General features: G+C 64.2%; 16 protein-coding genes. 7 read left to right on the top strand and 9 right to left on the bottom strand.

Annotated elements, in window-relative coordinates; all coding sequences use genetic code 11:
• Position 1: 1 nt before the first annotated feature.
• Entirely contained in the window at positions 2 to 871 is an 870-nt protein-coding gene (locus tag XI04_RS02000; protein WP_028143352.1) for a branched-chain amino acid ABC transporter permease, read from the bottom strand.
• Between the two features lie 181 nt (positions 872 to 1,052).
• Complete coding sequence (locus XI04_RS01995; RefSeq protein ID WP_038949020.1) at positions 1,053 to 2,231, bottom strand: ABC transporter substrate-binding protein; 1,179 nt, start codon at positions 2,229 to 2,231, stop codon at positions 1,053 to 1,055.
• Positions 2,232 to 2,807: 576 nt separating this feature from the next.
• Between XI04_RS01995 and XI04_RS01990 the strand changes: the two genes are divergently transcribed.
• Positions 2,808 to 3,101, top strand: a complete 294-nt coding sequence (locus XI04_RS01990) for a hypothetical protein (protein ID WP_028143354.1) — start codon at positions 2,808 to 2,810, stop codon at positions 3,099 to 3,101.
• A gap of 72 nt (positions 3,102 to 3,173) precedes the next feature.
• Here XI04_RS01990 and purU read toward each other — a convergent pair whose 3' ends face one another.
• Positions 3,174 to 4,037 (bottom strand): formyltetrahydrofolate deformylase, encoded by an 864-nt coding sequence (purU, locus tag XI04_RS01985; RefSeq protein ID WP_028143355.1) that lies wholly within the window; start codon positions 4,035 to 4,037, stop codon positions 3,174 to 3,176.
• Positions 4,038 to 4,212: 175 nt separating this feature from the next.
• Between purU and XI04_RS01980 the strand changes: the two genes are divergently transcribed.
• Positions 4,213 to 5,052, top strand: coding sequence for a uroporphyrinogen-III synthase (locus XI04_RS01980; RefSeq protein ID WP_028143356.1), 840 nt, complete (start codon positions 4,213 to 4,215; stop codon positions 5,050 to 5,052).
• A gap of 5 nt (positions 5,053 to 5,057) precedes the next feature.
• On the opposite strand, the gene XI04_RS01975 is transcribed toward XI04_RS01980, so the two are convergent.
• The 4 genes from XI04_RS01975 to XI04_RS01960 form a co-directional block, all read right to left on the bottom strand.
• The gene (locus tag XI04_RS01975; RefSeq protein ID WP_028143357.1) at positions 5,058 to 6,503 is read right to left on the bottom strand and encodes an adenylate/guanylate cyclase domain-containing protein; all 1,446 of its coding nucleotides are present in this window, start codon (positions 6,501 to 6,503) and stop codon (positions 5,058 to 5,060) included.
• Positions 6,504 to 6,640: 137 nt separating this feature from the next.
• Positions 6,641 to 7,321, bottom strand: a complete 681-nt coding sequence (locus XI04_RS01970) for a redoxin domain-containing protein (RefSeq protein ID WP_028143358.1) — start codon at positions 7,319 to 7,321, stop codon at positions 6,641 to 6,643.
• Positions 7,322 to 7,342: 21 nt separating this feature from the next.
• Positions 7,343 to 10,660 (bottom strand): adenylate/guanylate cyclase domain-containing protein, encoded by a 3,318-nt coding sequence (locus tag XI04_RS01965; protein ID WP_271608787.1) that lies wholly within the window; start codon positions 10,658 to 10,660, stop codon positions 7,343 to 7,345.
• Between the two features lie 183 nt (positions 10,661 to 10,843).
• Positions 10,844 to 13,978 carry a CHAT domain-containing tetratricopeptide repeat protein gene (locus tag XI04_RS01960; RefSeq protein ID WP_049824222.1) on the bottom strand — a complete coding sequence of 1,045 codons (3,135 nt, stop codon included), beginning with the start codon at positions 13,976 to 13,978 and terminating at the stop codon, positions 10,844 to 10,846.
• Positions 13,979 to 14,351: 373 nt separating this feature from the next.
• Between XI04_RS01960 and XI04_RS01955 the strand changes: the two genes are divergently transcribed.
• Positions 14,352 to 15,614 carry an MFS transporter gene (locus tag XI04_RS01955; protein ID WP_152102664.1) on the top strand — a complete coding sequence of 421 codons (1,263 nt, stop codon included), beginning with the start codon at positions 14,352 to 14,354 and terminating at the stop codon, positions 15,612 to 15,614.
• 6 nt (positions 15,615 to 15,620) lie between these two features.
• Here the strand turns inward: XI04_RS01955 and XI04_RS01950 are convergent, their stop codons facing one another.
• The gene (locus tag XI04_RS01950) at positions 15,621 to 16,295 is read right to left on the bottom strand and encodes a Crp/Fnr family transcriptional regulator (RefSeq protein ID WP_038949013.1); all 675 of its coding nucleotides are present in this window, start codon (positions 16,293 to 16,295) and stop codon (positions 15,621 to 15,623) included.
• Positions 16,296 to 16,632: 337 nt separating this feature from the next.
• Here XI04_RS01950 and XI04_RS01945 point away from each other — a divergent pair, with 337 nt between their 5' ends.
• Positions 16,633 to 17,454: an ABC transporter ATP-binding protein gene (locus tag XI04_RS01945; protein ID WP_028143362.1), complete on the top strand. Its 822-nt coding sequence runs from the start codon at positions 16,633 to 16,635 to the stop codon at positions 17,452 to 17,454.
• Positions 17,451 to 19,382: a long-chain fatty acid--CoA ligase gene (locus tag XI04_RS01940; RefSeq protein ID WP_271608788.1), complete on the top strand. Its 1,932-nt coding sequence runs from the start codon at positions 17,451 to 17,453 to the stop codon at positions 19,380 to 19,382. Before XI04_RS01945 ends, XI04_RS01940 begins: the two co-directional genes overlap by 4 nt.
• Before the next feature lie 68 nt (positions 19,383 to 19,450).
• Here the strand turns inward: XI04_RS01940 and XI04_RS01935 are convergent, their stop codons facing one another.
• Entirely contained in the window at positions 19,451 to 19,816 is a 366-nt protein-coding gene (locus tag XI04_RS01935; protein ID WP_038971774.1) for an endonuclease domain-containing protein, read from the bottom strand.
• Positions 19,817 to 19,896: 80 nt separating this feature from the next.
• Here XI04_RS01935 and XI04_RS01930 point away from each other — a divergent pair, with 80 nt between their 5' ends.
• Both XI04_RS01930 and XI04_RS01925 read left to right on the top strand, forming a co-directional pair.
• Positions 19,897 to 20,790, top strand: a complete 894-nt coding sequence (locus tag XI04_RS01930; protein ID WP_018317428.1) for a branched-chain amino acid ABC transporter permease — start codon at positions 19,897 to 19,899, stop codon at positions 20,788 to 20,790.
• Between the two features lie 3 nt (positions 20,791 to 20,793).
• The gene (locus XI04_RS01925) at positions 20,794 to 21,867 is read left to right on the top strand and encodes a branched-chain amino acid ABC transporter permease (RefSeq protein ID WP_018317429.1); all 1,074 of its coding nucleotides are present in this window, start codon (positions 20,794 to 20,796) and stop codon (positions 21,865 to 21,867) included.
• Positions 21,868 to 21,878 lie beyond the last annotated feature (11 nt).

Raw genomic sequence — 21,878 nt, 5'->3', positions numbered from 1 at the left:
CTCAACGCGCGGCCGTGCGGCCGAACAGGCCGTTCGGACGCCAGATCAGGATCACGATCATCATGGTGTAGATCACGAAGGGGCCCATCTTCGGCACGTAATATTTGCCGGCGACGTCGCCGATACCGAGCAGGAGCGAGGCGAGGAACGGGCCGGTGATCGAGGACGAGCCGCCGACGGTGACCACGATCAGGAAGTAGATCATGAACTTCAGCGGGAAATACGGATCGAGGCCGAGGATCTCAGCGCTCAGTGCGCCGCCGAGGCCGGCAAGCCCGCAGCCAAAGGCAAAGGTGAAGGCGAACACCTGCGGCACGTTGATGCCGAGGCCGCTTGCGGCGCGCGGGTCATCGACGGCGGCGCGCAGGCGGCTGCCGAAGCGGGTCTTGGCCAGCACCATCTGCAGCGCGATGGTGAGCAGGCCGCAGATCACGATGATCATCAGCCGGTAGCGGCCGATGCCGACGCCGAACAGGTCGAACTGCCCCTGAAGTGCCGCCGGCAGGTTGATGAAGACGCGCGAGGAGCCCTGGATATAGTCGACGGCGGCAACCGACATGAAGGTCAGGCCGATGGTGAACAGCACCTGATCGAGATGGCTGCGCGTATAGAGGTGGCGGTACAGCGTCCGTTCGAGCGCGATGCCGATCGCGGCAGAGGAGACGAAAGCGAGCGGGAGTGCTGCGAAGAACGGCCAGCCCATCCGGTTGACCAGCACCATGCAGACATAGCCGCCGGCCATGGCGAAGGCGCCATGGGCGAGATTGACGAAGTTCATCAATCCAAGCGTGACCGCAAGCCCGCACGCGAGCACAAACAGCAGCATGCCGTAGGCAACGCCATCGAACAGGTTGGTGAGGATAGAGGTCATCGTCTCAGCTTAGAGTTATCGTCATGGCCGGGCTTGTCCCGGCCATCCAGGTTCTTGTCCGGACTTTGTTTTCCTGGCTTCGCGTGGATGCCCGGGGCAAGCCCGGGCATGACGCGGAGCAAGGGGCATAATATCCCGGGTTCGCGCTAATGCGCGCCCCGGGATGCCCCGCTTTCGCGGGTCACTTCTTGGTCTTGCCGAGATCCTTGACGGCCTCGAAGGTCGCGAACTCGACGTTGTAGAGCTCGCCGTCGACCTTCTCGACCTTGCGGATGTAGATGTTCTGGACGATGTCGCGGGTCTCGGGGTCGATCGAGATCGGGCCGCGCGGGCTCTCCCACTTCTGGCCCTTCATGGCCTCGACCAGCTTGGTGCCGTCGGTGTCGCCATTCGTCTTCTTGAGCGCCTCATAAATCAGGTGGATGCCGTCATACCCGCTCACCGCCATGAAGCCCGGACGATTGCCGAACGCCTTCTTGTAGGCTGCCACGAAATCCTTGTTCATCTGCGAGGGGTGCGCCGCGGAGTAGAGATGCGCGGTGACCGTGCCGAGCACGGCGTCGCCCATGTTGTTGAGCAGGTCGTCGTCGGTGACGTCGCCCGGCCCGATCACCTTGATGCCGGCCTTGTCGAGGCCGCGCTCGGCATACTGCTTCATGAAGTTGCCACCCTGGCCGGCCGGCACGAACACGAAGATCGCGTCCGGCTTGGCGTCCTTCATGCGCTGCAGAAACGGCGCGAAGTCCGGGTTTTGCAGCGGCGTCTTGACTTCTTCAACCACCTCGCCGCCGCCTGCGGTGAAATTCTGCTTGAAGAAGTTGAGCGCGTCATTGCCCGGCGCGTAGTCGGAGGTGAGCGTCGCCACTTTCTTGATGCCGTTCTTCACCGCCCAGTCGCCGATGATGGTCGAGGACTGCGCCAGCGTGAAGCTGGTGCGCACGATATAGGGCGAGCGCTCGGTGATGATGGAGGTGCCGGCCGCCATCACGACTTCCGGGATCTTGGCTTGCGTCGCCAGCGGCGCGGCAGCCAGCGCGGCCGGCGTCACGCCGAAGCCGGCGATGAAGTTGACCTTGTCGTTGACGATCAGCTCCTGCGCGGCGGTCTTGGTCTTGTCCGGGATCGCGGCGTCGTCCTTGAGGATGATCTCGATCTTCTTGCCGGCGACGGTGTCGCCCTTCTGCTGCATGTAGAGCTTGATCGCGTTCTCGATCTGCTTGCCGGTCGAAGCCTGGCCGCCGGTCATCGGCAGGATCAGGCCGACCTTGACGGTGTCCTCGGCCTTGGCAGACGCAAGGCCTGCAACGCCCGCGATGGCGGCTGCTGCTACGGTGCGTGAAAAAATTCTGCGTTCGAACATCAGATGTCCCTCCCCTTCATTCCTGACCTGTTGTGCGCCAGACCGAGTACCCGGTCCTTGCCGCGCTCTAACCTACGGACAAGCCATGCCGCGCGGCCACATGGCGTCCTCTGCAACCCCGTTGTCAATCGGACGTTGGGCGACCATTCGGCGCAAGCCGCGCGATCGGGATCGACGGCGGAGGAGATATTTGTACGATTGTACAAATAAAATGGCCCTGTCAACAAGAAAGCCTTTCGCTGTGCGAGCCGGGTCCCTCCGGGTCGATACTGCACGGTAAGAGCGCCCGGCGGCGACGTGGCTGGAGAAATCCGCCTCCGCTTTGCAGAATTCGAACATTCGCCGGACGACGAGATCGAAATTCCCAACTCCGATTGCCCCCGCCGAGAATACGGACTGTATACCGTACCACCTAAAGAGACCCAATCAACGCCTAAAATTGCGTATTATTTTACCATTATGTATACAAACAAATCCGTCGTCGAATAGGCCAATTTTACTTGTTGAGGACTAGAGTGCGCCGCTGGCGCCCATCGGGCGCCGGTCATCCGCGCCCGGTCCAGCTCGACCCAGAAGATGCTCATGCGTATCCGTTTGCCTTCAATCGCTGCCGTCGTTGCCTTGCTGGCTTCCAACCTTGCCGGCTGCGGCACCGTCAACGAAAGACTCTCCGCCGGCATGGGCGACTCCATCCCGCAATGGGCCGGCGGGCTGCCGGCCGATGCCCCGCCGCGAGCGGGCACGCCGCAATACGACGCCTACATGAAGGAGCGCGAACGCAAGCGGCTGCTGCCGGCGGCGGATCGCGAGAAGGAAGAGCAGGCGCAGAAGGGCGCGACCGGGACAGCGCCGGCTGGCGCGGTGCGCTAAGGGAGCGAATGGCGAATAGGGAGTGGCGAACATGGCCACCCCTTCTATTCGCTACTCGCCACTCACTATTCGCTAATCCACAAACACCACGGTCTTGCGGCCGTTGAGAATGACGCGGTCGTCGAGGTGGTAGCGGATCGCGCGGGCCAGCACGCGACGCTCGATATCGCGGCCCTTGCGAACGAGATCCTCAGGCGTGTCGCGATGGCTGATGCGCTCGACGTCCTGGTCGATGATCGGACCTTCGTCGAGATCGCGCGTGACGTAATGCGCGGTGGCGCCGATCAGCTTGACGCCGCGCTCATGGGCCTGGTGATAGGGCTTTGCGCCCTTGAAGCCCGGCAGGAACGAGTGATGGATGTTGATGCAGCGCCCCGAAAGCTGCGCCGACAGATCGTCCGACAGGATCTGCATGTAGCGGGCGAGCACGACCAGATCGGTCCTGGTCTTGGCGACGAGGTCGAGGATCTGTGCCTCCTGCTCGCGCTTGGTCTCCTTGGTCACCGGCAGATGGTGGAACGGAATGCCGCCGAAATCGAGCCCGCCATAGACCTCGCGCGGATGGTTGGAGACGATGGCGGCAAGCGTCATCGGCAGTTCGCCGGTGCGCCAGCGATAGAGGATGTCGACCAGGCAGTGGTCCGACTTCGACACCAGCAGCATCACCTTGCGATGCGCGGCCCGATCGCGCATCTGCCAGTCCATGCCGAAACGCTCGGCGATCGCGGCAAAGCCGGTCTGCAGCGCCGACAGTTCCACGGCGAGATCGGCCGCGGTGAACACCACGCGCATGAAGAACTGCTTGGTCTCGATGTCGTCGAACTGCTGAGCATCGAGAATGTTCTGTCCGTTGTGGGCGAGAAACGTCGACACCGCCGAGACGATGCCGGGACGATCCGGACAGGACAGGGTCAGGACATATTGATGATCGGGCATGTTGATGAACAGGCTTGGCTCTTGATGAAGGTTTGGGCAAATGATGCGGAACGACCCGCGATTTGCGCCCTGCTCTATCACCGACGTCCCCTTGCGCCAATCCCAAGACTTGCTTCGACCTGAAGCGCGGAGTCAGGATGAACGGACGACTGCTTTAACTGCCCGGAGTACGCCCATGGCCGAACGCTTGAACGGCTACCGCATCCTGATCCTGGAAACGCGCGAGGAGGCGCAGTTCTCGAAGCTTCTGGGCGAGCAAGGCGCCGAGGTCGTGCAATGCCCGATGTTTACCATCCAGGATGCACCGGACCCTGCTCCGGTCGAGGCCTGGATCCGCCGCGCCACCGACAAGCCCCTTGACGACCTTGTGCTGATGACCGGCGAAGGCCTTCGGCGGATCATGAAGCTCGCGCGGGCGCGTGGGCTCGACGGCGCGTTTGTCGCAGCCCTCGCCGGATCGCGAAAATTCACCCGCGGCCCGAAGCCCGGCAAGGCGCTGCGCGAGGTCGGCCTCGAAGCGCAGCAGACCACGGGCAAGCCGACCACCGAGGGCGTGATGGAGATGCTGGGCAAGCTCGACCTGAAGGGCCGGCGCCTTGGCCTTCAGCTCTATCCCGACAAGGACCATGGCGCGCTGATCGGCGCCCTTGCCGCGCAAGGCGCCGAGGTCGATGCCGTGCTGCCCTATGCCTACGATTCCAAGGCAGCGGATGCCAACATCGTCACCGCCATCGACGACATGGCCGCGGGGCGGATCGATGCCGTCGCGCTCACCAATCTCGGCCAGGTCCGCCGCCTGATCGAGGCCGCCAAGGCGCATGGCAGCGAGGCGAAGCTGCGCGCCGGCTTCGACCGGACGCTGATTGCGTCGGTGGGCCCGGCGGTTTCGGGTGAGCTTGCTGCCCATGGACTGCGCACGGACGTCTCGCCGGCCGATGAAGCCTATTTCATGCGGCCTCTGATCTCGGCGATGGCAGCCGCGCTCGCGGAGAAGCTGCCCCGGCAAGGGAGGTAAGGGTCCTACCCGGGCACGACACGATACACGCTGGCATTTCCTTCAACGCCGCGAAGAGGAGCTTCAAACACCGCGATTGCATGCCCGGAAAGGAGATCGCTCACTCCCGGCGCCGAATACAGCGCCTCCGAGATACAAATCTCGCCCGCATCCGCCAGCGACTGGACACGCGCGGCAACATTTACGGTCTGGCCGAAATAATCCAGATTGTCGTTCAGGGTCACGGCGATGGAGGGGCCGCAATGGGCTCCAATCTTCAGGATGATGCTCGGATCGCCGTGGTCGGAATTGTAGCGTTCGATTTCCCCCAATATGTGGAGCGCCGCCGAGATCGCGTCTGTCGGGCGAGAGAAGACCGCCATGACTGCATCGCCGATCGTCTTGACGATGGCACCGGAATGTTCCTGAACGGTCGCACCGAGCAAAGCAAAATGTTCGCGGACCAGCGCATAGGCATTGAGATCGCCGAGCCGTTCGTACATGGCGGTCGAACCTTTGAGATCCGTGAACAGCAGGGTCACCTGCCGGATTCCCAGGCCCTCCCTTTCGTCCACGCGTTCTGACCGGAACAGGCGGCGAAACGTCTGTCTCGCGAGCAACATCCCGCCGGACATGTAGGGCTCGAAATCAAGCGGCGGCTTGATCGCTTGAGCCAAAACCTCAGGCGGCCAGTTGATCAGGAGCAGGGAGCCTCGCGTGGATCCGCGGTTCTCCGCCTCGACAATGACGGGGCCGGGCGGCACGGCGGCCAGCGAGGGGGAAAAGCGCTGCCCATCGTATCCAACTCGCAAGATTGTCGGCGAGGTTGTCGGCTCGCCGGCCACCGCAACGGCGAACGCAGCCTGGGTTTGAATATTGACCCCCGCCAGAGCGCCGGGACCGAGTTCGCAACGAATGGTCGTGGCGGAGCCTGGCGGCAAGAACGAAAGGCCGCGAACGAACGCATGCAAATAGTCGAGAAATCGGATTTGTTGGCCAGGTATCCGCGCGTCATTCAGAAATCGAAGCTTCCAATGGAAATCCTCGACCGAGAGGGAGGCAGGATCGTGAAACGGAAGCCGCCGAAGCTGGGGCGACACCGTAAACGTGACCTCTATGAAGTCGTCGAGATCGGTTTCGCCAGTGACGTCGCACAAACCACAAACATAGTGGGTCTTGAGCGTGCGCAAGGCGCCGAAGCTATCGAGCACCATCCCGGATTGGGGACAAACAACATCCCAGCTCATCTCGAATAGCCCGCTTCTCGTCGCATAGAGAAACAGGTCAATGCTTTCCGGCTCTGCAATGGCGCGGTCGCGCGCGAATGCCAGCGGATTGACGCGGTAGAGCGATAGATCGTCACCGCTCCTGATGAGCGTTTCGAATTTGGAGATCACGCGGGGGCTCCAGGATCGGGCCCGCTCGATCTCGGTCATCTTGCTTTCGAGGAGCCTTTCCTGAATGTCGGTCATTGTGCGCTCGGATTAAGTGCGCTCGGATTAATCGTTCGTCACGCGCAGGCGTGGGCGCGAAAACGGCGGCACCACCTCGAGCGCACCGGCTCGTGCCTGCTGCGGTCGAGAGCACCACGCCAACCGCGCGACGATGTCTAGCCCGCCACCTGCGAAGCCGCCGACATCAACTCACCCGGGCTCGGCATCCCGAACATGCGCTGGCCGCCTTCCGGAACTTCTGTAAAGGCCCAGCGCACGACCCCTTCCCGATCGAGCAGGAACTGGCCGAATAGCTGGCCCTGGCCGGTTGCAGCCATGCGCTGATCGGCCTCCATCATCTCGTAGCCATCCTTGTTGTTGAGCTGCTCGGCGGCTGCCAAACGATTCATCGGCCCGGGCAATTCTCCGGGAATGTCAACTTGCATGCCCATGACCACATCCATGCCCACCTTGCGCGGCCACTCGGTTTCCTTCTCGGTGAACTCGAGATTGGGCAGGCCGAACGCGCGGTGCGAGACCCGCTCGGGATCGGACGCGGCAAGCAGATTGGGCAACGGGTGATAACGGAAGTAGAGCCGAGCGCGCTCGATCGGCGTATTGACGACCGTCAGACTTTCAACGCCCTTGTCGCGCAGGGCCGCGTCAAGCTGCGCCTGGGCCGCGATATGGCGGCGGCAGAACGGGCAGTGCAGGCCTCGAAACAGGCCGACCAATATCGGACTTTGCCCGCGAAAATCATCGAGCGCGATCTTCCCTTCGCGGGTGATGGCATCCAGCACGATGTTCGGTGCGCGATCACCCGGTTGCAGCGGTCCATCGACATGACGTTCTGGCATGGTTGAACTCCTTCACATGACCTAGTCAAGAAATGGCAGTACAATCAGTCCGGCGGGATCAAGCCCGTGCCTGGTGCAGACGTCATCGGCCAGCGCGAAATACCGCTCGGCCTCGGGCATGTCGCCGCGATCAAGGTTCAGCGTCGCGAGACCATCATAGCACGGAAAAAGCTGCTGCGGCTCGCCGGTTTCGCTCGCGACCTTGATCGCCTCATTGTAGCAGCGGGCGGCCTGATCGGGCCGGAAATGGCATTGATGGATTTGCCCGAGCACGATCAGGGGCACGGGGAGATGCTCGCGCTGATCGAGCGCACGGTCGATCTCGATTGCCTTTTCGGCAGCCGGCACCCCTTCCTCGGTGCATTTGTCCGTGAAGGTGCAACAGGCAACGGCGAAATTGGCGAGAAGACGCGCCTGGAACCCGAGATCGCCAATACGATGCGCGACATCCAGTCCGCGCCGACATACATCAATGGCTTGCGCCGGGTCGACAATCGTGTAGAGCACGCTGAGATTGGTGTAGCCGCGGCAGGCCACATTGAGAAGGCCGGCGGCCTCGGCCGCCGCGACACTTTGCTCCACTTCGCGCACCGCATCCTGGTGTCGTCCAAGCCGCGCCAGTGCAACCGCCTTGGTATTGAGAGCCTCGGCAATGGCGCGCGCCGCCTCGAGTCCGGCCTGCTCGTCCGCGTCCGCCGGGACGGATCGGGCGTAGCCAAGGGCCTCGTCCGCCCATGTCGCGGCGGCCACGTGATCGCCCATGCGAAACGCGAGACGGCCGCGCTCCTGCAAGAGGTGCGCCCGTTCGATCGGCGCATCGGTCCCTCCAAGCAGGTCAGCCGCCTCGGCGTAATGCCTCTCTGCGTTGATCCGCTTGCCGGCGTCCCACAACAACCTGCCAAGCTTGCGAAGGATTCGCGCTTCGCCAATGCGGTCCTTTGTGGCGCGATGCCCCTCCAGCGCGCTCTGGTAGTGCTCCTCGGCCGTGTTGCGGCGGCCCGCCGCGGCGCAGAGGTCCGCGATCCGCTCGTACAGAAGCAGGCGCTCCGGCACGCATTCGCCGCCGGTCAACAACATGGCGAGGGCCTGCTGATAGAGACGGATGGCATCGTCATTGGCATAGGTCGCGCGTGCGCGATCGCCGGCCGCGCGCAGATGGCGGGCGCCTTTCGACTTGTGCGCACTCAGGCTGAAATGATGGCCCAGCAGGATGAGGTCCTCGAGCCGTTCGGGCTCGCTGCCATAGAGCCGCTCCAGCGCGGCACCAATCCGTCCATGGAGCTCGATCCGCCGCTGCAAGAGCAGGTTTTGATAGATCACGTCCTGCAGCATGGTCTGCGTGAAACGGTAGGATCGCAGCGAGATCGAGTTTGCGCCCGCAACCTCCTCGACAATCTCGGCGTCGCACAGAAGTTCGAGGCCCACTTCGACCTTCGCCGGCCCGGTTGCCGTCGCACCGAGCAGAGCCGCGTCGAAGCGCGGGCCGATCACCGCGGCCTCCTGGGCCAGCCGGCGCACCTCATGCGGCAGCCGGTCCAGCCGCGCCAGCAATAGCGCCTGAATGCTTGCCGGGATGTCGGCGGCGGCCTCATCCGACTTTATCCGCCACTGCGGGCCGTCACGCTCCAAGGCGCCGGCCTCGATGAGACCGCGGATGATTTCCTCGAGGAAAAGCGGATTGCCGCTCGCGCGCTCCAGGATTCGACTGAACAGATTTCCCGGCGGCTCGCGCCAACCGTGACTGAAATAAGCCGCCAGCAGGTTCTGTCCGTCGGCGTCACCGAGCGGAAGCAATCGAAGGGTCGTGTGGCTGATCCGGCCCGAACCGAACTGATCCAGCTCCAGCATTGGCCGATGCGTAAACAACAGCATCAACCGCGTGCGCTCCAGCCGGTCCATCAGGAACCGCAGCGCCTCGAGGGAGACGGCATCGGCCCAGTGCAGATCCTCGACGATGATCAGAAGCGGTGACAAGGCCAGGCGCCGTTCGAAGACGGTCCGGATCGCAAAGAATATCTGCCGCCGGAGCTGTTCGGGCTCGACGTGCTGCAATGCGGCGTCCGGGCCGCCGAGGCCAAGGACATGGACATAGAGCGGCATCAGCCGCTCTGCCTCTTCGGCCGGAAGGCCAAGCTCCGACAGGGCCTCAGCCAGCCTGGCCTCAGCCGCCGCGGCGCTGGCCTTCTGCGCGATGCCATAGGCGCTGCGCAGCACCGCGGCGAGCGTGCCGTAGGATTGTTCGCCGAGGGGCGAGCAGGCGGCCTGCCGGATCGCCACACCTGCGAAGCGCTCCTCATCGCGGATGCGGGCGACGAATTCGTTCACCAGGCGCGTTTTGCCGATGCCCGCTTCGCCGACCAGCCGCACCAGTTGCGCCGCACCGCCGCACGCGCGATCGAGACTGCCGATCATGCGGGCAAGCTCGACGTCGCGGCCGATCAGCGGCGCACTGAGGCCCAGCGTGTCGAGGCCTCGCGCCGCACGCGGCGTGTCGAGCGGTCCCTTGAGACGATGGACCAGGACACTGCCCATCTTGCCCTTGAGCGAGACCTCGCCGAGCGATTCATACGAGAACGCATGCCGGGTCAGGCGGTAGGTCAAGGGCCCGACCAGCACTTCGTCCGGCGGCGCCATCGACTGCAATCGCTGCGCGGTATTCACCGTGTCGCCGGTTACCGAATAGGACTTGGCAACGCCCACACCCACTCCGCCCGCAACCACGTGCCCGGTATTGATGCCGATGTGGAGCAGCAGCGGTGCGCCGGCATAGACCTTCGCGCGCTCGCTGAGCTGCTCCGTCCGCTTGATCATGTCGAGTGCAGCACGGACCGCCCGCTCCGGATCGTCCTCGTGCGCTGCTGGCGCGCCGAACAGCGCCAGCAGCGCATCGCCAATGAATTTGTCCACGAAGCCGCCAAAGCCTTGCACCGCTTCCGTCAGCTCCTCGAACAATTCGTTCTGAAGGGCCTGCATGACCTCGGGGTCGAGGCGCTCGCTCATCGCGGTGAAGCCGCTGAGATCGGCAAACAGCACGGTAATGGTGCGGCGGTTGGCTTCGTTGTCCATCCTGTCTGGCTGCGGTCGAAAAGCCTGGTGAGGGTCGACCGCCGGCGCCAGCGGCGGTGACGACGCTCTGACCGGCGCTGTCGACCGGCCCGGCTGCGCCTGTCCCCCGGCTTTGGGGGGTTCACTGACGAGGGCGCCGCATTTCGGGCAATACGTGAAATCCGGAGCGCATGCATAGCCGCAGCCGGGGCACGCGTTCGGCTGCTTCGTGCCGCACTTCGGGCAGAAGGCAAAGCCGCTCTGAACCTCGGAACCGCAGCAAGAGCAGTTCATGGGTCAAGACCCCGCGGAAGCCGCGATGACGCGGTCTACTGGACCTGTCGGATGGGCCCAGCGACCTGACAAGCATGGGCTCGTCGTGCAGGAAGAGCAAGCGGTGGTTGATTAACGGCCGCGAGCGCCGCTTCACTCATCCCCGCAAACAGCCGGTTCAGCGCGCGGCGGCGCGCTGAACCGCTAGATGGCGCCGCCCCCCACCAGCACGAAGGGCGCCCAAGTTGCGGGCTGCGCGCTCTCGCCGCCCTTGGTGATCAGTGCCGAGATCGAGCGACGCAGCGCCTCTGCTCGGCCGATATCGGGATGCGTCTTCATGGCGTCGATCGTGCCGGTGGTGATGGCGACCGCGGCGTCGGAGTTCACCGCCCAGTGCGACACCAGCAGCGCGCGCGTGCCGGCATAGAAGAAGGCCCGCGCAAGACCGGAGAAGGCCTCCGAATTGGCGGCCTGCCCGCCAGCAGTGTTGCAGGCCGACAGGATCACCCAATCGGCATCGAGCTTGAGGCCGGATACCTCCGACGACGAGAGATAGCCGTCATCGGTGGACGTCGGCGCCGCTGGCGGGCTGAGGATAAGTCCTGGCTCGATCGAGCCGCGCACCTGCCCCGCAAGCGCGCCATGCGTCGCAAAATGCAGGATGCGATACTTCGCGAGATCGCCGCTTTGGCCGAGCGTCTTCATCCTGGTCTCGGAGGCGTCGCCAGCGAGGACGACGTCGCCTTTGACGGGCGCGAAGGTGCTGGCCACCGCGCACAGTTCGAGCGCAGTTTCCGGCAGCGGCATCTGCCGCCTGAGCTGCACGATGTCCGCGGTGCCGCCCGACAGCGCGTCCACGGCGCGCAAGCTCCGTTGTGCGACCTGGGTCGCCTGCGTCGGGAGGACGGCGCAGGTCTGAATCTGGCGCGCCAGCTTGGCACGCGCCATCGCGACATCGCTGCGGCCATCGCCGTCGAGCACGGGATTGCCGATGCCGAGAAACGGTTTCGACGCCGCGCTCTTGCGTGCGACCTGCCGCAATGCCTTGAGGCTGGAGACTGAAGGCAGCACTGTGGTGGCAAATCGCTGGACCAACCAGGGCGCCTTCGCGAGGTCCTGGCCGGCAGCCGGCTTCTCGGTCAGCAAGACCTGAAAGGGCAGCGTCGCCAGCGGCCCCGACGACACCAGGATCAGCTCCTTGCCATCGATGTCGCGAGCGACAGGCCCGAGCAGCGCCTGGTAGAGCGCAAAGGCGCGCTCCTGGTTGAACGGCAATGGCTCGTCCGCCCCAAGCGGGGCCTTGCGGCCGAGCTTCTGCGGACATGTGGTCGCCTTGTCCAGCCATGCATCCGTATCCAGACCGCAGCGCAAGGCACCGACGGCCTCAGCGAGTTGCTTTTCGCCGAGATCCGCCGAATGCCAGCGCACGTCCGAGCGCGTCACGGTCCAGACGAAGGTGGCGCGTGACGTCGTCGTGAACAGCAACATCGCCTCGTTGGGACGAAGCTGCTTCTGGGCATCCTCGATCGCAATCGGCGCCTTCGTTACGAGCGCTGCATAGTCCGGAAACTGCGCAGCGATTGAGCGATCCAGTTCCCGGATTTGACCTGAGATGGCCGAGGCTCGGGCACGAAGCGCCTGCTCCGCCGCCGGGTTGCGCGCAGCATCCGCCTGCGAGATCGCCGCCACGAGCATCTTGTCGGTCGCGACAGCTTGCGCGCCGAGATCCTGCCGCTCGCGGACGCGCGCGGCGAGATCCCCGCTGCCATCGGCGATGCGGGCCGACATGCCGGCAATCGCCCGCGCAGCCTGCTCGTCACCGATCCATTGCGCCGCTTCGAACGCCTGCGATCGCAAGGCGCCGGCCTGCCCCGCATTGGCGCTCGCGAGGTTATAGGCGGCTACGATCAGTCCGGGATAGGGATTGGTCTCTTCATGGACCTTCACATCGCCGCGGCTCTCCTGCTCGGCGGCGCGGCGGCCGTTCTGGATCGCGACCGCGCGCGCGAACGCGTCGCGGGCCTGCTGCCAATCCTTCAAATCGATATGATGGGCGCCGAGATTGGCGAAGCTGTTGGCAACATCCGGATGCTGCTCGCCGAGAGCGCGCAGGCGGATATCCAGCGCGCGCTTCAGCAGCGGCTCGGCCTCCTGCGGCCGGCCGGTGCTGTCCAGAATGACGGCCAGATTGTTGAGACTGTTGGCGATCAGCGGGTGAGACCCCCCGAGCGCGGCCTCGCGTATCGCAAGCGACCGGCGCGCGAACGGTTCGGCCTCGGCGTAACGATCGGCCTCGCTCATCAGCGTCACCAGATTGTCAAGCGCGATCGCGACATCCAGATGCGCCGGCCCGAGCGCCTTCTCACGGATCGCCAGCGACTTGCGGAACAGCTGCTCCGCCTCCTGCTTGCGATCGAGATGAGCCCAGGCCTCCGCAAGGTTGTTCAATGCCGTCGCCACGTTCGGATGCGCTATCCCGACGGCCTTCTCCTGAATGGCGAGTGCGCGGGTCAGCAGCCCCTCGGCCTCGGCGTCCCGGCCCTCGCGCGAGAACACCAGGGCCAGATTGTTGAGGCTCGCAGCGACATCGGGATGATCAGGTCCGAGCGCCTTCTCCCTGATAGCCAAAGTCCGTCGGGCCAATTGCTCGGCCTCCGGAAGCCGTCCCTGCGCACGGCGGAGCTCGCCGAGATTGTTGAGGGTCGCTGTCAGATAGATGCTGTCCGGGCCATGCTGCTTCTCCTGAAGCACAAGCGCTTCGGCAAAACTCGCCTCGGCCTGCTGTAACCGGCCTTGCGCCCGATTGACCTCCGCGATGTTGTTCAAGGTCACCGGGATCATGATGTCAGCCTGTCCCGGAGACTTCCTGAACACCACGAGCGCACGGTTGAACAGATCGAGCGCCTCCGTCTCCTTCATCTGGCGGTGACGGAGATTGCCGAGCTGCATCCGCGCCAGCGCCGTGGTGAGATGGTCAGGGCCCAGCACGCTCTCGTCGATGGCGATCGCGCGCGACAAGTCGCGTTCGGCATCACCGAGCCTGTTCTGGCCGAGCTCGATCTGGCCTAGCGTGGCGAGCACGGCTGCGACATCGGGATGATTGGGACCAAGGCTCTTCTCGCGAATGACGAGGGCCCGCCTCAGCACGCTTTCGGCCTCGGTGGTCTCGCCTTTCGTCTGGAGCGCCTGCCCCAGCACGACCAGCGTGGTCGCGGTCAGGGGCGATTGTCGCCCCGTGCTTTTCTCGGCCTCAACGACGAGCTTCCTCGCCAAGCCGACCGCCTCGCCGTAGCGGCCCTCCTTCGCCAGCGCCGTAATGCGCTGCATCAGCGCCAACATGTCTTGCGACCCCGCTGCCCCGGCGAGACCATGACGCTTACGAGAAGTACAAAACAAAAAGACTGCGCGGCAAACCTCGGCCACCGTACCCACATGCTGCGATCGCTCCGATTCCCCGCGCCCGTGACCTGTTGGGCCACAGCAAGATGAAGACACTATGACCGCGTCCTGCGTCCATGGACGAACCGATCGCAGAAACCAGGGGAAGACATTCGCACGGACCGGTCACGCGCCTGCAGCGGACGTGCTGATGCAGCCATGCATGGCAGCATGCGGCCGGTCCGATTGACACGCGCGTCGCCAACGCTACGTTGCTGATCGGAAAGAAGAAACAACAAGGCAAGGGATTCGCCGTGACACGCGTCATCGCGTCTTGAGCGCAGCCGCGCGGCCGTCGGCGCTCGCGCCATTCCGCATCCGCAACTATCGCTTCCAGTGGCCGTCCGACCTGCTCACATCCTGGGCGTTCGAGATCGAGACGCTGGTGCTGGGCTGGTACATCCTGGTCGAGACCGGCTCGGTGCTGCTGCTCACCGTGCTTGCCTCGCTCCAATTCGTCGGGACCTTGGTCGCGCCGGTGTTCGGCATGATCGGCGACCGCATGGGTCATCGCGATCTTCTGGTCGCGATGCGTCTTGCTTATACTGTGCTCTCGTCAACCATCATGGTTCTGGCGCTGACCGGTCATCTGTCGCCGCTGAGCGTCATGATCATCGTCGCGGTCATGGGCCTGATTCGCCCCTCGGATCTCGGCGTCCGCGGCGCGCTGCTCGCCGAGATCATGCCGGCCGAGCAGCTGGTGGGCGCCATCAGCGTTGCGCGCACGACCCAGGACAGCGCGCGCATCGCCGGAGCGTTGACGGGCGCCGGGCTGTTCGCCGTCCTCGGCATTGGCCTCGTTTACGTGGCGATTGCCTGTCTCTACTTCGTGGCCGCGCTTCTCATGCTGTGCCTGACCCGGCCCAAGAGGACCGTCATCACGAGCGATCTTCCGGCGAATAGCCATGCCGTCTCGCGGCTGCTCGGCGATCTGAAGGAAGGGATCGTTTACGCCTGGAGTGGCCCGGGAATGCGTGCGGCGCTGTGCGTCGCCTTCCTGGCCAATCTCACCGCATTTCCCTTCACTGGCGGATTGCTGCCCTACATCGCCCGGGAGATCTTTCATACCGACCAGACCGGCCTCGGTTACCTCTCGGCGAGCTTTGCGGTCGGCTCGCTGATCGGCTCCATCACGCTCAGCCTGGTCGGCGGACTGCGCATTGCCCGGCTTCTGATCGGCGCGACGCTGGCCTGGTACACCATGCTGCTGGTATTCGTCGAGGTCAGGACCATGCCGGTGGCGATGGCCTGCCTCATGCTCGCCGGCGTCGCCCAGAGCATGTCGATGATCTCGGCGGCCGTGATCCTGATGCGCACCGCGAGCGCACACCTTCGCGGCCGGGTGATGGGCGTGCGCATGATGGTGATCTACGGCCTGCCGATCGGATTGCTCGCGGCCGGCAGCCTGATCGACATCATTGGTTATTCCGCGACAGGCTCGCTCTATGCCGCCGCCGGCTTCATCGCGATGCTGGCGATCGCCATCCGCTGGCGCGCCGACCTCTGGCCGGTCCATGCACCCGCCAATGCGCGATGACCGCGCCTAATCCCCATAGCCGCGCAGCCGCTCGATATCGAGGATGGTGACGCCCCCATATTCGAGCCGCAGCAGTCCCTCCTTCTCCAGCCGGTTCAGCGCGCGGTTGGCGTTCTGGCGGGACATGCCGGAGAGCGCACCGATCTCCTCCTGGGTGATCTCCAGATGAGCGGTCGATTCCGGATAGAGGATCGGATTGAACAGTGAGGCGATGCTGCGGGCGAGGCGCGCGGTGGCATCCAGCGTGCGGTTGACCTCGAGCATGCCGATGAACTGGCCGAGCCGTTCGTTGAGCTGGCGCACCAGAAAGCGGTTGAAGCCGACGCTGTTCTCGAACAGCCACATGAAGGCGCTGCGTTCCATCAGCGCGACACGGCTGTCGCGCAGCGCCACCACGTCATAGCGGCGCGGCTCGTTCTTGAGCACACTGCCCTCGCCGAACCAGGCCCCCGCCGTCAGCCCGGCGAGGCTGGTCTCCTTGCCGTCCCTGGAGACCCCCCCCATGCGGGCAAGGCCGCCCACCATGCCGGCCCAATAGGCAAAAATATCACCGCGCATGAACACGGTCTCGCCGGTGCCGTAGGACCGCTCCGTGATTCCGGCGCGCGCGACCTCGATCTCCGCTTGCGTGAGCTCGCGCGACCAGGCGGCGACGCGCTTCAGTTGATCTTCTGAAATCATGATCTCGCGGCCAGCCGCACCGTTTCGTCACTCCATCTTCTGCTGCATTGCAGCATGATGATTCCAACCGCCATCCGACGAAAGATGAAGGCCGCCGCCGCCCGGCAAACTTTGTCGCAGAATTGTCAGCCGCGAGACATTTCAAAATAGCGCTTTCCCCTATTGAGGACCACCTCGGACGATGCGGCTTTTGATCCCTGACGGGAACGAGAGTGGCGCGGCTCCGGTCGAGACCATCTGCTGCATGGCCTCACCGGCACCACCGTACTAGGATCGCTGGGCAGGAACGGACGAAGAGCGCCACTAAAAAGCGCCATCACCGGGAGGGTTTCGTTTGGTGGCTACCAGTCTTGAAGTGCGCGACGTGTCCTTGCGATTCGGCGGCGTCCGGGCGCTGACCGACGTCGGCTTCTCCATCAGGGAGGGCGAGCTGTTCTCGATCATCGGCCCCAACGGCGCCGGCAAGACCTCGATCGTGAACTGTATTTCCGGCCGCTACAAGCCGACCGAAGGCCAGCTGTTCTACCAGGGCCGCGACATCACGGCCCTGACGCCGAACGCCCGCGCCTCGCTCGGCATCGGCCGCACCTTCCAGAACCTGGCGCTGTTCCACCACATGAGCGTGCTCGACAACATCATGGTCGGGCGCCATCACCTCCTGAAGAACAATTTCCTCACAGGCTCGCTGTACTGGCTCACCGGCGCGCGCAAGGAGGAGCTCGAGCACCGCCGCAAGGTCGAGGAGATCATAGACTTCCTCGACCTGCAGTCGGTGCGGAAGGCGCAAGCCGGCACCCTCTCCTACGGCCTGCGCAAGCGCGTGGAGCTCGCCCGTGCCATGGCGCTGGAGCCGCGTCTCATTCTCCTCGACGAGCCGATGGCCGGCATGAACTTCGAGGAGAAGGAGGACATGGCCCGCTACATCGTCGATCTCAACGAGGAATTCGGGATGACGGTGGTGATGATCGAGCACGACATGGGCGTGGTGATGGACATCTCCCACCGCGTCATGGTGCTGGATTTCGGCAAGAAGATCGCCGAAGGCGATCCGGCGACGGTGCTCGCCGATCCCCACGTCAGGCGGGCCTATCTTGGTGAAGAAGACGAGGTGCTGGTCGATCCGGATGACGCTGCACCCGCGCAGGAGAGCGCGGCATGATGGATTACGCAGGCCGCGTCGCACAGGCCGACACCTATCCGAAGATGCTCCGGCTCAATGCGAAAGAGCATGGCAACGAGATCGCATTGCGCGAGAAGGATCTCGGGCTCTGGCGGCTGTTCACCTGGAGCGACTACCAGACCCGCGTGCGCGACTTTGCGCTCGGTCTTCTCGAAATGGGCCTTGGCCGCGGCGACGTCATCGGCATCATCGGCGACAACCGGCCGGACTGGGTGGCGGCGGAAGTGGCGACGCACGCCATCGGCGGCCTCAGCCTCGGACTTTATCGCGACGTGCTGGACGAGGAGGCTTCCTATCTCCTCAACTATGGCGAGGCGCAGCTCGTCTTCGCCGAGGACGAGGAGCAGGTCGACAAGCTGCTCACCCTCGCCGACCGCGCGCCGAAGCTGAAGCACATCATCTATTCCGACCCGCGCGGGATGCGGAAATACGACGATCCCAGGCTGATGTCGGCGGAGAGGTTTGCCGAACTCGGCCGGGCCCGTGCCGCGCGGGAGCCGGAGCTCTACGACAGGCTGGTCGATGCAACCAAGGGCGAGGACGTCGCGATCCTCTGCACGACGTCTGGCACCACGTCCCATCCCAAGCTCGCCATGCTCGCCGCCGGACGCGTGCTTGGCCATTGTGCGACTTATCTCGCCTTCGACCCCAAGGGCCCGGACGACGAATACGTCTCGGTGCTGCCGCTGCCGTGGATCATGGAGCAGGTCTACGTGCTCGGCAAAGGCCTGCTCTGCCGGATGAAGATCAACTTCGTCGAAGAGCCCGACACGATGATGAACGATCTGCGCGAGATCGCGCCGACATTCGTGCTCTTTGCCCCAAGGGTTTGGGAATCCATCGCCGCCGACGTCCGCGCCAAGGTGATGGACGCGACGCCTCTCAAGCAGCGCCTGTTCGACGTCGGCATGAAGAGCGGCCTCGCCGCGCTCGAACACGGCAAGCGCTCGGGCCTTGCCGACGCCATCCTGTTCCGCGCGCTGCGCGATCGCCTCGGTTTCACCCGGCTGCGCTCGGCCGCGACCGGCGGCGCGGCGCTCGGGCCCGAGACCTTCAAGTTCTTCCAGGCCATGGGCGTGCCGCTGCGCACCCTGTACGGCCAGACCGAGCTGCTGGGGGCCTATACGCTGCATCCCGAGGGCAAGGTCGATCCCGACACCACGGGCGTGCCGATGTCCGACGAAGTCGAGATCCGCATCGACAATGCCGACGTCCATGGCGTCGGCGAGATCGTGGTGCGGCATCCCAACATGTTCCTCGGCTACTACAAGAATCCCGAGGCGAGCGTCGCCGACATCAAGGACGGCTGGATGTTGTCGGGCGACGCCGGCTATTTCAACGCGAACCAGCAGCTCGTCGTCATCGACCGCATCAAGGATCTCGCCGAGACCTCGCGCGGCGAACGCTTTTCGCCGCAGTTCATCGAGAACAAGCTGAAGTTCTCGCCCTATATCGCCGAAGCCGTGGTGCTCGGGGCCGGCCGTGATGCGCTCGCGGCGATGATCTGCATCCGCTACTCCATCATCTCGAAATGGGCGGAGAAGAACCGGCTCTCGTTCACGACCTACAGCGACCTCGCCTCGCGCCCCGAGGTCTATGCGCTGCTCCGCAAGGAAGTCGAGACCGTCAACGCCACGCTGCCGCCGGCGCAGCGCATCTCGCGCTTCCTGCTGCTCTACAAGGAGCTCGACGCCGACGACGGCGAGCTCACCCGCACGCGAAAGGTGCGGCGCAGCGTCATCAACGAGAAATACGAAGGCATCATCGATGCCATCTACCGCGGCGATGCCGACATCCCCGTCGACACCGTGATCCGCTTCCAGGACGGCACCACGCAGCGGGTGCGGACGACACTGCGTGTGGTGGATCTCGGCGGACCCGGGCACATGGCGGAGGCGGCGGAGTGACACGGTCTACCGTCGCGAGCGGTGCTGCCCTTCGCCTCTCCCCGCTTGCGGGGAGAGGCCGGAGCGCGTCAGCGATCCGGGTGAGGGGGAGCCTCCGCGAGGGCAGTGACAATTGTTTCGAGAACGCCGACCAAATTGCTCGAAACGTCGTTGTTCCAGAACCGCAGAATTCGATAGTTTCGGTCGATCAGCCATTTGTCCCGCACCGCGTCGTGCGCACTGTCGGCGTGTTGGCCACCGTCAACTTCAATAATCAGCCGGGCCTCGCGGCAAATGAAGTCGACAGTGTATGGGCCAATCGGCTCCTGCCGAACGAATTTGTAACCGTTGAGCCGGCGTGCACGGAAGCGATACCAGAGCGTCCCCTCCGCATCAGTCAATGCGGCACGCAAATGCCTGGCGCGCTCCGTCTTGCCCTCATCAGCACCTCGCATGCGGAAGCTCCCCCTCACCCGCCGCGCTTTGCGCGTCGGCCTCTCCCCGCGCGCGGGGAGAGGCGAAAGGTCCACCATACATGAACACCGCCTTCCTCATCCAGCTCCTGGTCAATGGCCTCGTGGTCGGCACGCTCTATGGCGTGGTCGCGATGTCGTTCGTGCTGATCTACAAGGCGACGCAGGTCGTCAACTTCGCGCAAGGTGAATTGCTGCTGGTCGGCGCCTGGGTGTGCTGGGCGCTGCTCGCCAAGTACCAGGTGCCGTTCTGGATCGGCATGCCGATGACGCTCGTGTTCATGTTCGTGTTCGGCATCGCGGTCCAGGTCCTGATCCTGCGGCCGATGATCGGCGAGCCCATCATTTCCGTGATCATGGTGACGATCGGCCTCTCCACCGTGCTCCAGGCAACGCTGAAATGGATGTTCGGCGTCAATCCGCAGCCGTTCCCGCGCGTGTTCGAGAGCCAATCGGTCAGCTTGCTGGGCTTACAGATCCAGACCGTCTATGTCATGAGCCTGGTGGTCTCCGTCGCCATGATGATCGGCATGGCCTGGTTCTTCCGTGCCTCCAAATACGGCCTTGCGATGCGCGCCACCGCATTCAACCAGCAGGTCGCGCAATCGCTCGGCATTTCCGTGAAGAGCGTGTTCGCGATGGCCTGGGCGATCTCGGCGACGGTGTCGGCGGTCGCGGGCGTCGTCGTTGCGGTCGTGAACGGCGTGTCCTCGGGCCTTGCCGCCTACGGCATCAAGGTGTTTCCGGCGGCGATCCTCGGCGGACTCGACTCCGTCGGCGGCGCCGTGCTCGGCGGCATCATCATCGGCCTGCTCGAGAACGTCGCACAATATGTCGACAGCGAGTACCTGCACTGGGGCAATCTCTACGAGATCGCGCCGTTCTACGTCCTCATCATCGTGCTGATGATCAAGCCCTACGGGCTGTTCGGCACCCACGACATCGAGCGGATCTGACCCATGGCCGGCCCTGCCCTCATTCCTGCTGGTGATTTCCGCACCTCTTATGCGGCCGACACCACGATCTTCCCGACCACGACCAGCCGCAACTTCGCCATCGCAGGCGTGCTGTTGCTATGCCTCGCGCCGCAATTCTTCAGCGGATACTGGCTCAGCATCCTGATCCAGATCGGCATCTTCTCGATCGCGGCGCTCGGGCTGAACATCCTGGTCGGCTTCACCGGCCAGATCTCGATCGGGCATGCCGCCTTCTTCCTGCTCGGCGCTTTCACCTCGGCTTACATCTCCAACAACGCGCCGATCCCGGTGTTCTTCGCGATCCCGCTCGCCGGCGTCGTCACCGCGCTGGTCGGCCTGATCTTCGGCATCCCTGCGGCGCGGCTGAAGGGGCTCTATCTCGTCATCGCGACGCTGGCCGCGCAGTATATCCTGCTCGACTTCTTCTCCCGCGCCGAATGGTTCACCGGCGGCTCGGTGCCGGCGAGCGCCAACCCGTTCTCGATCTTCGGCTACACACTGCGCGGCGACAAACAGTATTTCTACGTCGTGCTGGCCTATGTGCTGCTCAGCTACATCCTCGTCACCAACCTGATGCGCACCCGCGACGGCCGTGCGCTGGTGGCGATCCGCGACCATTATCTCTCTGCCGAGATCATGGGCATCAACCTCACCAAATACCGTACGCTATCGTTCGGGCTCGCCGCCTTCTTCGCCGGCATCGCCGGCGCGCTCTACGCGCACTACCAGCTCGTGGTGTCGCAGGAAGGCTTCGGCATCGAGCGCTCGATCCTGTTCCTGGCCATGATCATCATCGGCGGTACCGGCTCGATCATGGGCACGCTGATGGGCACCGCCTTCGTGGTGCTGCTGCCCGAAGGGATGGAGTTCATCAGCCATTATTTGAAGGGCGGCGCGATCGACAAGGCGCTGTCACTCAACACCAACATCACCTTCCTGCGCGAAATCGCGATCGGGGTGATCATCATCGCCTTCCTGATGTTCGAACCCGACGGGCTCGCGCATCGCTGGCGGCAGATCAAGGCGTATTGGAAACTCTACCCGTTCTCGCATTGAGCGCGGGCAAC

The sequence above is a fragment of the Bradyrhizobium sp. CCBAU 11430 genome (assembly GCF_028128855.1).
In the GTDB taxonomy this organism is placed as follows: Bacteria; Pseudomonadota; Alphaproteobacteria; order Rhizobiales; family Xanthobacteraceae; genus Bradyrhizobium; species Bradyrhizobium ottawaense.
Note: the sequence above shows the minus strand (reverse complement) of the source record. Positions and strands in the feature narration are given on the sequence as shown.

Excerpts from the sequence above, each read along its gene's own strand:
- XI04_RS01965 (WP_271608787.1), bottom strand. The coding sequence starts at position 10,660 with ATGAACTGCTCTTGCTGCGGTTCCGAGGTTCAGAGCGGCTTTGCCTTC.
- XI04_RS01970 (WP_028143358.1), bottom strand. The coding sequence starts at position 7,321 with ATGCCAGAACGTCATGTCGATGGACCGCTGCAACCGGGTGATCGCGCA.
- XI04_RS01975 (WP_028143357.1), bottom strand. The coding sequence starts at position 6,503 with ATGACCGACATTCAGGAAAGGCTCCTCGAAAGCAAGATGACCGAGATC.
- XI04_RS01980 (WP_028143356.1), top strand. The coding sequence starts at position 4,213 with ATGGCCGAACGCTTGAACGGCTACCGCATCCTGATCCTGGAAACGCGC.
- XI04_RS01950 (WP_038949013.1), bottom strand. The coding sequence starts at position 16,295 with ATGATTTCAGAAGATCAACTGAAGCGCGTCGCCGCCTGGTCGCGCGAG.
- XI04_RS01940 (WP_271608788.1), top strand. The coding sequence starts at position 17,451 with ATGATGGATTACGCAGGCCGCGTCGCACAGGCCGACACCTATCCGAAG.
- XI04_RS01990 (WP_028143354.1), top strand. The coding sequence starts at position 2,808 with ATGCTCATGCGTATCCGTTTGCCTTCAATCGCTGCCGTCGTTGCCTTG.
- XI04_RS01925 (WP_018317429.1), top strand. The coding sequence starts at position 20,794 with ATGGCCGGCCCTGCCCTCATTCCTGCTGGTGATTTCCGCACCTCTTAT.
- XI04_RS01960 (WP_049824222.1), bottom strand. The coding sequence starts at position 13,978 with ATGTTGGCGCTGATGCAGCGCATTACGGCGCTGGCGAAGGAGGGCCGC.
- XI04_RS01930 (WP_018317428.1), top strand. The coding sequence starts at position 19,897 with ATGAACACCGCCTTCCTCATCCAGCTCCTGGTCAATGGCCTCGTGGTC.
- XI04_RS01935 (WP_038971774.1), bottom strand. The coding sequence starts at position 19,816 with ATGCGAGGTGCTGATGAGGGCAAGACGGAGCGCGCCAGGCATTTGCGT.
- XI04_RS02000 (WP_028143352.1), bottom strand. The coding sequence starts at position 871 with ATGACCTCTATCCTCACCAACCTGTTCGATGGCGTTGCCTACGGCATG.
- purU (WP_028143355.1), bottom strand. The coding sequence starts at position 4,037 with ATGCCCGATCATCAATATGTCCTGACCCTGTCCTGTCCGGATCGTCCC.
- XI04_RS01995 (WP_038949020.1), bottom strand. The coding sequence starts at position 2,231 with ATGTTCGAACGCAGAATTTTTTCACGCACCGTAGCAGCAGCCGCCATC.